A 13,268-nucleotide genomic window follows, 5' to 3' on the forward strand; every position below is an offset into this window, starting at 1 on the left:
CCCCCCCCCCCCCCCCCCCCCCCCCCCCCCCCCCCCCCCCCCCCCCCCCCCCCCCCCCCCCCCCCCCCCCTACTGGCTGCTGTTCGCTACGCCCAGCTGGAGTGCAGCGGCTTGCCCTCGGCATAACCGGCGGCGCTCTGCACGCCGACGATCGCCTTCTCGTGGAACTCCTCCAGCGAGTTGGCGCCCGCGTAGGTGCAGGAGCTGCGCACACCGGCGATGATCGAGTCGATCAGGTCCTCGACGCCCGGGCGGACCGGGTCGATGAACATCCGCGAGGTGGAGATGCCCTCCTCGAAGAGCGCCTTGCGGGCCCGGTCGTACCCGGACTCCTCGGCCGTGCGGTTGCGCACCGCACGGGCCGAGGCCATGCCGAAGCTCTCCTTGTACTGGCGCCCGTCCGCGGCGGTCTGCAGGTCGCCCGGGGACTCGTAGGTCCCGGCGAACCAGGAGCCGATCATCACGTTGGAGGCACCGGCGGCCAGCGCCATCGCCACGTCACGCGGGTGCCGCACGCCACCGTCGGCCCACACGTGCTTGCCCAGCTTGCGCGCCTCGGCGGCGCACTCCAGCACCGCCGAGAACTGCGGCCGGCCCACGCCGGTCATCATCCGGGTGGTGCACATCGCGCCCGGGCCGACCCCGACCTTGAGGATGTCCGCGCCCGCCTCGACCAGGTCGCGCACACCGACGGCGGAGACCACGTTGCCCGCCACGATCGGGACCTGCGGGTCCAGCGAGCGCACCGCACGCAGCGCGTTGATCATGGTCTCCTGGTGCCCGTGCGCGGTGTCCACCACCAGCACGTCGGCACCGGCCTCCAGCAGCGACTTCGCCTTGCCGGCCACGTCACCGTTGATGCCGACGGTGGCCGCGATCCGCAGCTTGCCGTCGGCGTCGACCGCCGGGGTGTAGAGGGTGGCGCGCAGCGCGCCCTTCCGGGTGAGAATGCCGACCAGCTTCCCGGCCGCGTCCACCACCGGCGCCAGCTTGCGGTGCCCCTCGTTCAGCTTCTCGAACGCGGCGCGCGGGTCGATGCCCTCGTCCAGCAGCAGCAGGTCGCGGGACATCACCTGGGAGAGGCTGGTGAACCGGTCCACCCCCTGGCAGTCACCGTCGGTCACCACGCCGACCGGCCGGCCGTCCTCGACCACCACGAGCGCCCCGTGCGCCCGCTTCGGCAGCAGCGCCAGCGCATCGGCCACGGTGGCCCCGGGAGCCAGCGTGACCGGCGTGTCGAACACCAGGTGCCGCTGCTTGACCCACCCGATCACCTCGGCGATCACCTCGGTGGGGATGTCCTGCGGAATGGCCACCAGACCACCGCGCCGCGCCACCGTCTCCGCCATCCGCCGCCCGGCGATCGCGGTCATGTTGGCCACCACCAGCGGGATGGTCGTCCCGGTGCCGTCGTTCGACGACAGGTCGACCCCCTGCCGCGAGCCCACGGCGGAGCGGCTGGGGACCATGAAGACGTCGTCGTACGTGAGGTCGTACGCGGGCTTGAGGTCGTTCAGGAAGCGCATGAATGGGGCTCTCTGGCTGGGCGAAAGGTACACCTCGGGCGCGGATGCGGCTCGGCCGCAGGGCGCTCTCGGGCGCCCCGCACCCAACCGTCGAGTTTCGCGGATACGGGGGCCGAATGCCAGTTCACACGCGAACCTTGAAGATCCGCACAAGGAAGATCACTAGTACGGCTTAGCTGCTTGTAGGAACATACAAGAAGCCTCTGCCAAAGGTCCGCAGCGTCCTGCCGCAGGCAGCGGGCCACCTTGGAGAGAGCCACGCCGCCGTGCACATCGCCGTTACCGAGAGCCGCTGGCGCCAGCAGCTGGCCTGACTCTGGCGCAGCCTCGGGGTCGAGATGACCGATCCCTACCCGGAGGACGAGAGGCCGGGCCACTGCAGAGCGCTGGGCATTGGTCCAGGCGGCCTTGGAGGACCGGGCCAGCGGCGCCACGAATGTCGACCCCGGCGCCAAGGATCGCACCTACCCCCGCACCGAGGTCGGGGGGCTCACCGGCCACCGCCACCCTGCTGTGCCTGCTGCCCTGACCTGGCCGGCCCCGGCCCCGACCCCGGCCGATGGACGGCTGAGGCCGGTGGAGGGATGGATTGGTCGAGCCGCGAGCTCGCAACCGACGGTGAAGGCGAACAGCACTGTCCCTGGGAAGCCCGCCGGCTCGTGATTGGTAGGGACGACCGCGGGGTGGTTGTCTCAGATCGTGCTGATGGGGTACGACGGCTTCATGCTTCGTTGGTCGCCTCTCAATGAGCGTCAGCTCTCTCTTCTTACCCGCATCAGCAGGGCGGATAGCCCGGTCACATCTCGCGAGTCGGAGCTCGCCCTTACTGCTCGTGCACTGAGAGACCGCGGCCTCATCGCCATGCCGAAGGCCGACGGGGTGAAGTGGCGGGCGGAGCTTACCGATTCCGGCCGCTTCTACCTGGAGCACGGGCACCATCCGGACCGTCCGGTCCCGGCCCCCAGGACCCTGGCCGAGCCCAAGGTCCCCGAAGAGGCGCCGGCACAGGACAGGCCCCTGAAGACGAGCCCAAGTACCCCGGCTGCGCTACGGCAGCAGTCGAAGCCGCCGAAAGAGTCCAGGGCCGTGAGCGGTCCGGCACTGATCGAACAGGTCCGTCAGGCTGGGCGCTTCCTGCGGATCCCCGATCCGTTGCCTGAGGAACGAGCGAGGCTACGCCGGGCCTTCGACGCGGCTCGCACCTGTGCACCTGAGGGCTACCAGCTGAAATACAGCGGCAGGGCGAAGGGCGACTTCTTCCTCGGTCTGCTGCGCGACAACGGGCTGGACGAGACCGAGTGGAACCGGATCCGGCTCCAGCGCAGCCGCACTGTCACGGATGTCGACGATGTGATCGCGGCAATCGAGGCAGACCACAGCGCCTTCGAGATCTCCGAGGACGTGCTTCCTCGCGTGCTGTCGATCGTCCGCCTCATCGCCCAGGAAGCGCTGGAGCGCCACGGAGACCTGACGATCTCGAAGAAGCGGAGGCAGCCGCGGCCGCTGCTCACCGTCCATGGCAGGACCTGGGAACTGACCTTCAAGGAGCGCCAGAAGCAGGTCCAGTTCGTGCCGCAGGCCAGGGGACGGCAAAAGATCTACGACTGGCAGCGGGTCACCCCCGCCTACCGGTCCGAACCGTCCGGCGAGCTCGAGCTTCAGGTGATGGAGCCGCACCCCTACGGCTACGGCCACAGCAGCGGCTGGAAGAAGGACTGCGCTGACACACCGAAGCGGCCGTTGGAGGAGCAGATCAGTTCGCTTTTCCGGGCCCTCAAGGGTCGTGCGGAGGAACAAGAGCGCCTCCGGCTCGAGCACGAAGCCGAGCAACGCCGGCAGCAGGAGAAACGGGACAAGGCCGAGGCTGAGCGCCAACGGTCGGCCGCTGAGCAGCAGGCACGCAGGCAGCGGGACTGGGAGACCGCGGTTGCCGCGGCTGGCAGCAAGGCCATGGAAGCCTCGCGCGTCGAGCGGTTCGGGGCGGCCCTGGACCGCTGGCGCGGCGCTCGGGAGATCAGGGAGTTCTGCGACGCGCTGGACGAAGCCGCAAGCCGTGTCGACGACGCGGCAGAGGCCCAGCGATTCCGGGAGTGGTCCGCCTGGGGCAGAGCTGAGGCGGACCGTCTCGACCCGACGGCTCCCCTCAGTGGCCTCGGCATCGAACAGCTCGATACCGAGCCCACAGCTGACACGCTCCGACCTTTCCTCAACGGGTGGAGTCCCCACCGGCCGGAGAAGGAAGAACCGCCTGCGGAGACGACCCCGTCGCGGCAGCAGGCCGATCCGTGGCGCGATGTCAGCGCCGCACCTCGGGACCAAGGGTGGAGGCACGGACTCCAAGGTCGCGCTCAATGGTGGAGGCGATGACGCCATGCCCTCGGTCCCGTAGGGCCTTCAGAGCCCGTTCGACGATGGCGCCGAGTCGCTCGACCTCGGCCCGCAGCGCGAGCAACTCGTCGAAGCGCTCCACCTGCTCCTGCCCACACCACTCGCGAACGGTCCGCAGCATGTTGTCTTCGGCCTGAAGCTTCCGGTCGTCGCGGCGGTTCCATGACTGCCATGAGGGTTGCGCGCGTTCCTGGTCGAGTGCCACCTGTCGGCGCTCGACCTCCGGCAGGATCTCCTCGGCCAGGACCTCCGCGGCTCGCCGTGCAATGCGTTCAGTGACCGGCCAGGCTGAAAGGAACAGGCCGGTCCGGTTCTGATGGATCATCGGGTCGGCCCGAAGCTCAGCAGCATGGAGCCCGAGCCGATCGGCGGTGGCTTCCAGGGCGGTGAGCTCCAGAACACCGGCATCAGCCACAGTCGTGCGCAGCCGCAACTGACTCTTGGGACGGACGAAGCCGAGAACCAGCCGGGCCGCCTCGAACTCGGCGCTCTTACGCACCTGCCGGGACGCCTCGACCAGCGCCAGCTCAGCGGCATCGTCGGCGCGGAAGACTGCGACGTCGTCCCAGCGTGCGACCAGGGACGCCAGAGCGACCCAGTCCTGCAAGCCGGCTTCCTCGCCCTCGAGGAACCGGACGTGCACCTGCGCGGAACGCCGAGGGCCGCCGACGCGAACGATCTCCACCTGGCGTACTGCACCACCGAGCATCTTGGGCTGGGCTCGGTATGCCCACTTCTCGCCGATCTCCATCCTGCTATTGAGCCAGGTCAGCAGGGACCTCCGCCACCACTTCTCTACAGTATCCGGTCGTTTGTCGCCCAGTCGCTCCTCGCGGGCCGGCCGACCTCGGGAACAGACGGCGAAGCGCCGTTGCCCACGGCCCCGTTCCACGCCGAACCTTCCTGCCATCAGCCCCGGAACGTCAACTACTCGGCCTTGGGCGGAGTCCCGCGGCTTCCGGGTCGGCGACGGTCCACACACGGGTGAACTGCTCGTAGAAGTAGTCGAACCAGTCACCGTCGCGTCCGCGCAGCAGTTGGAACGTGGGCCGCAGATCGTGGTCCCCATGGAAAGAGCCGAGGCGCAGGTCCATACGCCCGCCGCTGAGCCCCGGGTCGTAGGCGTAGAGCGTGTAGGGCGCGAGGTAGTCGACCAGCCGGACCTCAAGCCCGCGGCCCCTGGCGGCGAGCCGGTGCAGGATTTCCAGGTAGGTTGCCAGCCGCTCCTCCATGTTCTGCGCGTCATGGTCGGGCGATCGGAAGGCCGCCATGTCCATCGCCGCACTGGCCGGTTTGATCAACAGGATCTTCACCAGGACACCCTTGGCCAGCGCCCCTGCCAGGTAGGTCTCCAGATAGGGGATGTGCATCGGCAGCGTCGTCCCCCACAGCCACACCTCGTTCTCGGCGTTCAGAACAAGGTCCTTGATCACCGTGAGATCGTCCTGCTCGACGAAGAACCGGGTGGCGGCCACCGGCCCGTACTCCTGCTCGGACTTGCTGCGCGGCTTCCATCCAAACCTGGACCCGATGCGGATCCGTGACCCTGAGAGCGGCCAGCAGATTGCCGAGCACGCGCGGCCTGGGCGGGCGGACTCCCTTCAGTACGTCGTGCACCGTCGAACTGGGCAGAAGGCGGCCCCGGTTGACACCCCACTCCTGCAGATCGCGCAGGGTCACTGACTGGCTGAGCACAAGCTCGCTGAGGCACTCGGCCGGTTGCTCGGTCGTCTGAACCCTCGTCACCCGCTCGATGAGATCGTCGCCGCTCATGTGTGCTCCCTCCACCTTGAGCAACCAGCTGCCGCACGTCAGGGAGTGGACCACCTGGACTGTCGCGGTTCTCAACTTCCTGACCGCCGCGATGACCACGGCCGCAGCGGCAGCAAGGGTCCGCCGCAACCGTCGAGCGCGCGTCCGCCGCAACCGGAAGTGACCCGGCGCTGCCACGCGAGAACTGCCGAGGGCCGCCCTCGGCAGTTCTCGACGTGCCCGGCGCTGGACCCACCGGCGCGATGGAGCCCCAGAAGAAGCCGGGACCTATGCCGGCTGCACCCCGGACAAGCAGTGCCGACGCACTCCCGCCACTCGTCCGGATGCCCCGCCAGGCGATCTTTCCCGCGCGCATGCCACCGCAGCCAACACATCATCGCGCCCTGCCGTGCAAGGCGACCGGCATGGCCCTCGACGTCGTCAGCGCAGGCATCTGTCGCCCCGCACGCGGGGACTACAGCCAAGTCTGAGAGGTTGCCGTGCCGTCGGACATTCGAGTCTCAACGCACGTCGAAAATCGCTGCCTTGACGTGTTTTGGCCTGACTAGTGCTGGTAGCCAGGGTCCCACCGGGTCGGGCAAAATCTGACCCCCTGGGGGGAGCCAGGCAGTGGACACTGCCACGTGGAGGTGGGCCGAGTATGGCTTTGGGGCCGGGATTTAAGCGAACCAGGCCAGGAGATCTCGAAGAGTCGCAGACGGCGTCACGGTTGCTGGTCAAGTACCCGACCCTCCCCGTGTTCGACATGGACGGCCAAGCAGGGTTGGTCGACGACGGCCCGTCAGACGCCACTCGGCTACTGTGCGCCGCAGCGCACCTGCGTCCGCGCAGAGGATGGTGGGCGAACGCGAAGGATCGGCAGCGAGCAGCCGATCGTGTCATGCCGAAGCCGGTCCGGGAGACCCGCCAGAAGCAACGTCAGAAGGCAGCCGATGAGCGAAAAGCCGAGCTCGAGATGGCGGAGGTGGAGTCTGCGCCGACGGAGAAGTTCGTACCGATCGGCCTGGACTACGCACGATGGGTGAATGAACGCCTGTTGTCCGGACCTTGGCCAGTGCCCTCGCACGGCTTTCATCTGGGGGATGTGGCGGCCAGTTGCGACCAGGCCAGACGGCTCGCCTGGCAGCGCCGGGTATGCCTGGTGCTGGCGGTAGCGGCCGGCGCGGCATGGGCATGGACTCTGGACCCACGCTGGGCACCGGCCGTTGTGCTGGTCGGGATGTGGCTGTCGTTCTACCGGGATCGAGTCATGGCCCAGCGCCTACTGCGCGAGGCCATGGACGTCGATCAACCGGCCTGGCCGCAACGTCCTGCGACTCCGCCAGCTCCTGCGCCGAGGGTGCAGCGGATTCAAGGCCTGGAGGGGCAACCGGTGATCCCCTACCAGACCGAGCCACGCACAGGCCGGGTGCGGTATCACTTCCTCGGAGCAGGACACGTCTGGTATGAGCAGACGATCGGAATCGACGTCATGGCTCGACTACCCCGCCAACAGCAAGACGTTGACGACAACAGCGCCAATGAACTCCGGACGTTACTGCCCAGCATCGACCGGTTGGTCTCGGGTCGCGACGACGACGGCGGGGTGAAACCCTTCACCCCGGACGACGTCATCGATCACCTGGCGCGCGAGCTGCAGCGACCCATTCGGCCGGATCGCGACTTCCATCCGGACAGCCGGCAGGACGTCTTCGCCATCGCCACCCTGAATGCGAATCGGTGGCCGGACCTCTCTCCCGACCAGTGGAAAGCTCTGGTGACACTCGCGCACGACGGAGTGCGGGCGCCTGGGGCGCACAAGGCGCCCAAGACCGCTCGACGCTTCCTGTGCGCCCGCATGGTCTCCTGGGACGGCGAGCTGGTTGCCTCCGTGTTCATCGGCGTCGCGTACGAGAACCACTTCCTGCGGGTCGTGGTCCGGCCACAGATACTGAACCCGGTCCACCCCACGATCACCGCGGCCCGAGGACAGGTCAGAGAACGCGGATGGGCGTTCCACCGGATGGCACTCTGGCAATCCCTGATCGACGTCAAGACTGCGGTCAAGCACGCGCTCATCGGCGGGCCGCCAGCACGTGAGCGCAGGCCGGCGCTTGACGCCGGGCAGCCGATCGTGAGTCTGCGGGAGATCTACTCGGCCCGGTACATGGACGACATGCTCCAGTACGACGACGCCCGACGGTACATCAGCATGATGGAGGGCCGGGTATTCGCCGCAGCCGAGGGCTTCCTCGTCGACCACAATATCGACACCACGTCATTCCGTGAACAGATCACCGTGATTCTGAACAACGGGATCATCAACTCTGGCGGCATGACCAATGTCCAGAACCAGCTCCAGGCAGTCAACTCTCAGCAAGTCGGTGGAGGCACGTGATGTGGCACAGGCAGAACGGCCCTCAGGCCAACTTCGGCATCATCAATTCCGGTGGCATGAACAACGTGCAGAACCAGCTCGGTACCACGAGCTCCAGTCAGATGCAGCAGAGCTCCCCTGCCGACGCCCAGTTGTCGATGGCCATCGCCCATCAGCTGTCCCAGCTCCGCGAGGCCCTGGGCCGAGAGCGCAACAGCCTCGGCGCCTTCGACCAGTGCGTGGGCTTCCTGGACCTCGCCGACGAGCAGAACCTTGACGAGCCAGAGGGCCGCGTCATGGCCAAGGGCATGCTGACCCGGATCGGGGCCCTGTGCAAGGGCGTACCCGCGGTGCTGCAGGCGGCGACGTCAGCGGCCAACCTGATCGAGAGCCTCCAGAAGGCAACCAGCTGACCGAGATCGCGGCAGCTCCGCCGCAGTCTGCCTCCCGGGAGACGGACTGCGGCTCGACATCGGCCAGCGGCGCATCCGAGATCCACCTGGCGATCGCAATGGGCGATCGCCGACGATGAGCGCGAGGGCAGGGTCTCGCGAGCTACTGCATGGGGCTGACTTCCTGGAGCAGCCCCCACGCGAACCTGAGGAAGCAGCGCTGGTGGGAGGACCGGTCCGTCGCCGTGTACGAGGCGTACGTGTCCCAGAGGTCCACCTCTGCGATGTGCTCGAAGGCGCCGGGGAGGTCCTCCCGCAGGAAGCTCCACGGCGCCACGTCGACGGGCTGCGGCGGACCGGGCCGCCGCGGCCGGACGAAGTGCGCGCTGTGGAGCGCCATGCCCGATGGGGCGTAGCTGACCTCGAACTCCAGCTCGGGCCAGGCGGGGAACGCGTAGCGAACCGGATCGCCCGCTCGGGCTTCGGCGGCGGCTCCTTCGAGGATCTCGGCCGCGGAGAGGATGGCTCGCAGCACCTCCGTCACGCCCGGGCGGATGGTGAAGTGCCTGCCGATGAGGTCGGACCTCTCGGCCATGGTGACGGAGTCGGCTCCCAGGATCGCGAGGGTCGGCTCGGCGAGCTCGTCCGGTGCTCGCATCAGGGCGAGGACGTGCAACTGGAAGTCCGTGACTCCGAGTTCGTCCATCGCGTCAGCCGCACCGCTGGGCGGCCCGGCCGTCGAGGACGCGGAGGGCCAGCTCGCCCCAGCGCACGTTCTCGCGTTCGAAGTCCATGCCGCGCAGCAGGGTGAGGTAGGGCCCGACGCGCTCGGCTCCGACCAGGTACTGCTCCTCGGTGCGGCCGTCGAGGAGGGCGGTCCGGAGGCGTTCGTACCGGGCGAGCTTGGTGCGGGCCAGGTCCACCCGGTCGGCGATGCCGGCGCGCACGGCCGTGGCGTCGCCGGCGTCGAGCGTCTGGACCTTGACCAGGAGTTCGTCGCGGATGGCGCTGGGCCTGCTCGGCCGTTCGGTGGTGTAGGCGTGCACGGCGGCGCGGCCGGCCTCGGTGAGGGAGAAGAGGCGCTTGTTGGGGCGCTTGTCCTGCTCGACCACGCGGGCGGTGATCAGGCCCTCGGCCGCCATCCGTTCCAGCTCGCGGTAGAGCTGCTGCGGGGTGGCCATCCAGAAGTTGGCCACCGAGGCGTCGAAGGCCTTGGCCAGGTCGTACCCGGAGGCCTCGCCCTCCAGCAGGGCCGCCATCACCGCGTTGCGCAGAGCCATGCGGCCAAGCTAGCACCACTACTCAACGAGGCGATTATTCGCGATAATCTGCGGAAGTAGCTATTCAACTTGTTGAGTACTGGGAGCCCGCCATGCACCCCTTCCGCAAGGCCGTCGAGGACCGTGACGAGCAGGCCATCACCGACCTGCTCGCCGAGAACGTCGTCTTCACCAGCCCCGTCGCGTTCAAGCCCTACCCGGGCAAGGCGATCACCGCGGCGATCCTGCGCGGCGTGATGCGGGTCTTCGAGGACTTCAGCTATGTCCGCGAGATCGCCGACCCCGCGGGGCGCGACCACGCCCTCGTCTTCACCGCCACCGTGGCCGGCCGGCAGATCCAGGGCTGCGACTTCCTGCACTTCGACGAGGACGGGCTGATCGACGACTTCACGGTGATGGTCCGCCCGCTCTCCGCCGCCCAGGCGCTGGCCGAGGCGATGGGCGCCCAGTTCGACCGGATCGCCACGGAGGCCACCGAGGCCACGGCGGGCTGAGCCCGGGCGGCGAGCAGCGGCTAGGGGCGGCGGCGTCACATGCCGTGGTCCGTACCGGTGCAGGCGTCGAGGTAACGGCTGGGGTCGAAGTGCTGGCCGTGCTGCGGGAAGTACCACTCGACGGCCCGGTACGCCCGGCGGCCGTTGCAGGTCCCCAGGTCGAAGGCGACGACCTCGGCGTGCTCGGAGGTCCCGGTGGCGACGCTCTGTCCGGGGGCGACGTACTCGGCACTGCCGGCACCGGTGGCCGACGAGCCGCCCCAGGAGGACCAGGTCAGCCCCTCCACCAGGCCGGTGGGGTCGCCACCGTTGAAGATGGTGGCGGGCCGCGCCTGGCCGTACCCCTGCTGGTTCGGCGCCCAGGACGCACCGAGCACGGGCACCGTCGCCGTGGCGGTCGGCGTGCCCGGAGCGGTCGGCGTGGCCGGAACGCTGGGCGCGCCCGGGGCGGTCGGCGTGGCCGGAGCAGTCGGCGTGGCGGCGGCCGTGTGCGTGGGCGGGGCGACCACCGGGGCGCTGTGCGTCGGCGACGGCTGCACCGGGTGCGGCGTGCCGGCCGCGGCCGAGGGCGGCGCCGCCGACGCCGGTCCGGTGCTCTGGTCCGTGCCACTCGGATCGCAGGCGACCGTCGCCGCCAGCAGCAGTCCGGCCAGCGACGCGATCGCCGCCGGTCGCACCGTGCTGCGCGTTCTGTTCGCCGTTCTGTTCGCCGTTCTGTTCTGGGTTCTCATGCGTGACCCCTCCTCGGACCCCCGGACCGCCCCACACGGCCGGCTTCGCCCGCTCAGAGGCGAATCCGGCGGTTCCCGGTTCCCGCCAACCGGGTTGCGCGGGAGCAGGCAACGGCGCGCACGGCCAAGGATGGGCGCGCAGACGGAACCGCCTGCCCCGACCCCTCGTCCACTACGGTGATCGTTTTCGCAGCGAAAGGCCCACGGACGTGACCACAGAGACCGAGACCGTCACCGAGCAGCCCTCGGCGGAGCCCGTCGACCGCGCGGTGGCGCGGCGGCGCCTGCTGCGGCTCGGGGCCGGCGTCGTGGGCGGCGGAGCCGTGCTCGGGGCAGCCGCAGCGGGCGGCATGCTCGCCGGCTGGTTGCCCGGTGGGGTGCAGCTGAAGAAGGTGCTCGGCATGACGGGCACGGACGGCACCGTGCCGGACGTGGCGCCGGGCACGGTGCACGTCGAGCAGGTGCACTCGGCGGCGCGCAGCCGGCAGGTCACGCTGGTCACCATGCTGCCGCCCGGCACCGCGGCGAGCACCGACCTGCCGGTCTGCGTGCTGCTGCACGGACGCGGCAACGACGCGCAGGGCATGGTCAAGCTCGGGACCCCGCAGTTCCTGGCCGCCGCGGTGAAGGGCGGCGTGCCGCCGTTCGCCGTCGTCGCGGTGGACGGCGGGGACGCCACGTACTGGCACCAGCGCTCCCCCGGCGACGGCGACGACCCGCAGGCGATGCTCCGCGAGGAGCTCCCCGGCTGGCTGCACGCCCGTCAACTGCCCACCCCTCGCGCCGCGATGGGGATCTCCATGGGCGGCTCCGGCGCCCTGCAGTACGCCATCGGCCGCAGCCAGGGCAACCGCAATCTGGACGCCGTGGCGCTGCTCAGCCCGGCCGTCTTCCGCACCTGGTCGGACGCCCGCACCACCGGCGGCTACGCCGACCAGGCGGACTGGCAGGCCCACGAACCGACGCTCCGGCTCGACCGGTTGCAGGTCGGCGCCCTCGGGGTGTGGTGTGGCCAGGAGGACCCGTTCTGCCCGGCCGCCCGCCAGGTCGCACACCAGGCGCGTGCGCGGCAGGCCCACTTCCCCGACGGGGAGCACACGGACGGCTTCTGGCGGCGGGTGCTGCCCGACGCCATGGCGCTGCTGGGGCACACACTCGCCACCGCCGGCTGATCGGCCCTGCTCGGCCGTGCTCTGCTCAGCTCAGCTCTGCTCTGCTCCGCTCAGCGCTGCCCGGCCGTGAGCAGCTCCAACTTCCGCTTGAGGTAAGGGTGGCAGGCCGGCTCGGCCGCGATGCCCGCGATCAGCTCGAGGGTCGAGTCCGGCGACAGCTGCATGAGGTCGACCGCGGCATCCACCCGGTCCTGCACCGACGTCGAGTCGGTCAGCACCTCCCGCAGCCGAGGGACGATCGACGGACCGATCCGTCCCTCGGCGACGTCCAGCACCGCCTCGACGAATTCCGTCGGCGGCCGGTACCCGTGCCGGTCCACGTAGTGGTGGACCAGGTTCGGCGCGGCGAACACCCGACCGTCCCGCGAGAACGCGTGCATTTCCGCGCTCCCCAGCCTGATCCCGACCGCCCGCGCGGCACCCTCCTCGCCCCCCTTGCGGGACCAGGGCCGGCAGAAGGGACAGGGATGGAACCCCCGGGTCTGCGACCTCGTCACCGACGCCTGCCGGGCCAGCGCCGCCAGGAAGTCCGCCGACACCTCGCCCTTGGTGTACCGGTGCCAGCGAGCCAGCCAACCGACATTCAGATCGGGAATGGCGGACGGTGAGTACGCGTATTCCGACAGATCCGGGTAGTAGGTCATTTCGGGATCTTACTTCCGAGGCAGGCGGCCCAGTGGCAGAGGCCCATGTTCGGCTTCAGCAGCTTGCTGATCGGCGTCTGTTCGTCCACCGTGATCGATCTCGGCGCGGTGGCCAGATCGGGGTTCGTGGGGTCGAGCAGTTGGAGGTTCGGCATCCAGTCGCCCGGGCCGTAGACCCGCACCGGTTTGATGTCGGTGTCGCCGAACTCGACGAGCATGCCGTCGAGATCGTGCAGGGCCCACCGCAACTTGGCGTAGGTGGCCACCGACGTGCCCTCCGGAACTCGGGTCCAGCCGTTCCGGAGGCTCCAGTCGCCGTGGCCGGCGAAGACGGGTTGGCCGTCCGGCCGGCTGCTGGGCTGGGACCCGCCCCCGTCCGGATAGGGCGAGAGTCCGAGTGGGTCGGTCCAGGTGTGGGGGTTGTGGACGTAGGTGGTGTGGTTGGGTGCGGGGGTGAGGCCTAGGGGGTCGGGGGTGAGGTAGCGGGCGGTGGTGGGGTCGTAGTGGCGGTG

The 13,268-nt window shown here is 69.5% G+C and carries 13 protein-coding genes; 5 read left to right on the forward strand and 8 right to left on the reverse strand.

Annotation, left to right across the window (positions count from 1 at the left end):
• Window positions 1–86: 86 nt before the first annotated feature.
• The gene (locus ACQRUO_RS29525) at window positions 87–1,526 is read right to left on the reverse strand and encodes a GuaB1 family IMP dehydrogenase-related protein (protein ID WP_428319154.1); all 1,440 of its coding nucleotides are present in this window, start codon (window positions 1,524–1,526) and stop codon (window positions 87–89) included.
• Window positions 1,527–2,387: 861 nt separating this feature from the next.
• Here ACQRUO_RS29525 and ACQRUO_RS29530 point away from each other — a divergent pair.
• A complete protein-coding gene (locus ACQRUO_RS29530; protein WP_428319155.1) occupies window positions 2,388–3,893 on the forward strand; it encodes a PE-PGRS family protein in 1,506 nt (501 codons plus the stop codon).
• Here the strand turns inward: ACQRUO_RS29530 and ACQRUO_RS29535 are convergent.
• Together ACQRUO_RS29535 and ACQRUO_RS29540 are read right to left on the reverse strand one after the other, a co-directional pair.
• On the reverse strand, window positions 3,823–4,665 hold the full coding sequence (locus tag ACQRUO_RS29535) for a PE-PGRS family protein (RefSeq protein WP_428319156.1): 843 nt from the start codon (window positions 4,663–4,665) through the stop codon (window positions 3,823–3,825). The genes ACQRUO_RS29530 and ACQRUO_RS29535 overlap by 71 nt on opposite strands.
• A gap of 172 nt (window positions 4,666–4,837) precedes the next feature.
• Window positions 4,838–5,389: a hypothetical protein gene (locus tag ACQRUO_RS29540; RefSeq protein ID WP_428319157.1), complete on the reverse strand. Its 552-nt coding sequence runs from the start codon at window positions 5,387–5,389 to the stop codon at window positions 4,838–4,840.
• Between the two features lie 1,178 nt (window positions 5,390–6,567).
• Here ACQRUO_RS29540 and ACQRUO_RS29545 point away from each other — a divergent pair.
• On the forward strand, window positions 6,568–8,064 hold the full coding sequence (locus ACQRUO_RS29545; RefSeq protein ID WP_428319158.1) for a hypothetical protein: 1,497 nt from the start codon (window positions 6,568–6,570) through the stop codon (window positions 8,062–8,064).
• On the forward strand, window positions 8,064–8,456 hold the full coding sequence (locus ACQRUO_RS29550) for a hypothetical protein (protein WP_428319159.1): 393 nt from the start codon (window positions 8,064–8,066) through the stop codon (window positions 8,454–8,456). Before ACQRUO_RS29545 ends, ACQRUO_RS29550 begins: the two co-directional genes overlap by 1 nt.
• Before the next feature lie 142 nt (window positions 8,457–8,598).
• On the opposite strand, the gene ACQRUO_RS29555 is transcribed toward ACQRUO_RS29550, so the two are convergent.
• On the reverse strand, window positions 8,599–9,141 hold the full coding sequence (locus ACQRUO_RS29555) for a hypothetical protein (protein WP_428319160.1): 543 nt from the start codon (window positions 9,139–9,141) through the stop codon (window positions 8,599–8,601).
• A 4-nt stretch (window positions 9,142–9,145) separates the two neighbouring features.
• A complete protein-coding gene (locus ACQRUO_RS29560; protein WP_428319161.1) occupies window positions 9,146–9,715 on the reverse strand; it encodes a PadR family transcriptional regulator in 570 nt (189 codons plus the stop codon).
• Window positions 9,716–9,807: 92 nt separating this feature from the next.
• On the opposite strand from ACQRUO_RS29560, the gene ACQRUO_RS29565 reads away from it, so the two are divergent.
• A complete protein-coding gene (locus tag ACQRUO_RS29565) occupies window positions 9,808–10,209 on the forward strand; it encodes a nuclear transport factor 2 family protein (RefSeq protein ID WP_428319162.1) in 402 nt (133 codons plus the stop codon).
• 35 nt (window positions 10,210–10,244) lie between these two features.
• Here ACQRUO_RS29565 and ACQRUO_RS29570 read toward each other — a convergent pair whose 3' ends face one another.
• Entirely contained in the window at window positions 10,245–10,940 is a 696-nt protein-coding gene (locus ACQRUO_RS29570) for a hypothetical protein (protein WP_428319163.1), read from the reverse strand.
• 209 nt (window positions 10,941–11,149) lie between these two features.
• On the opposite strand from ACQRUO_RS29570, the gene ACQRUO_RS29575 reads away from it, so the two are divergent.
• Window positions 11,150–12,112 carry an alpha/beta hydrolase gene (locus tag ACQRUO_RS29575; protein ID WP_428319164.1) on the forward strand — a complete coding sequence of 321 codons (963 nt, stop codon included), beginning with the start codon at window positions 11,150–11,152 and terminating at the stop codon, window positions 12,110–12,112.
• Between the two features lie 50 nt (window positions 12,113–12,162).
• On the opposite strand, the gene ACQRUO_RS29580 is transcribed toward ACQRUO_RS29575, so the two are convergent.
• Together ACQRUO_RS29580 and ACQRUO_RS29585 are read right to left on the reverse strand one after the other, a co-directional pair.
• The gene (locus ACQRUO_RS29580; protein ID WP_428319165.1) at window positions 12,163–12,756 is read right to left on the reverse strand and encodes a hypothetical protein; all 594 of its coding nucleotides are present in this window, start codon (window positions 12,754–12,756) and stop codon (window positions 12,163–12,165) included.
• A partial coding sequence (locus tag ACQRUO_RS29585; protein ID WP_428319166.1) for a putative adhesin occupies window positions 12,753–13,268 on the reverse strand: 516 nt, incomplete at its 5' end. The genes ACQRUO_RS29585 and ACQRUO_RS29580, both read right to left, overlap by 4 nt.

The organism is Kitasatospora sp. LaBMicrA B282, from assembly GCF_050325825.1.
Classification (GTDB): domain Bacteria; phylum Actinomycetota; class Actinomycetes; order Streptomycetales; family Streptomycetaceae; genus Kitasatospora.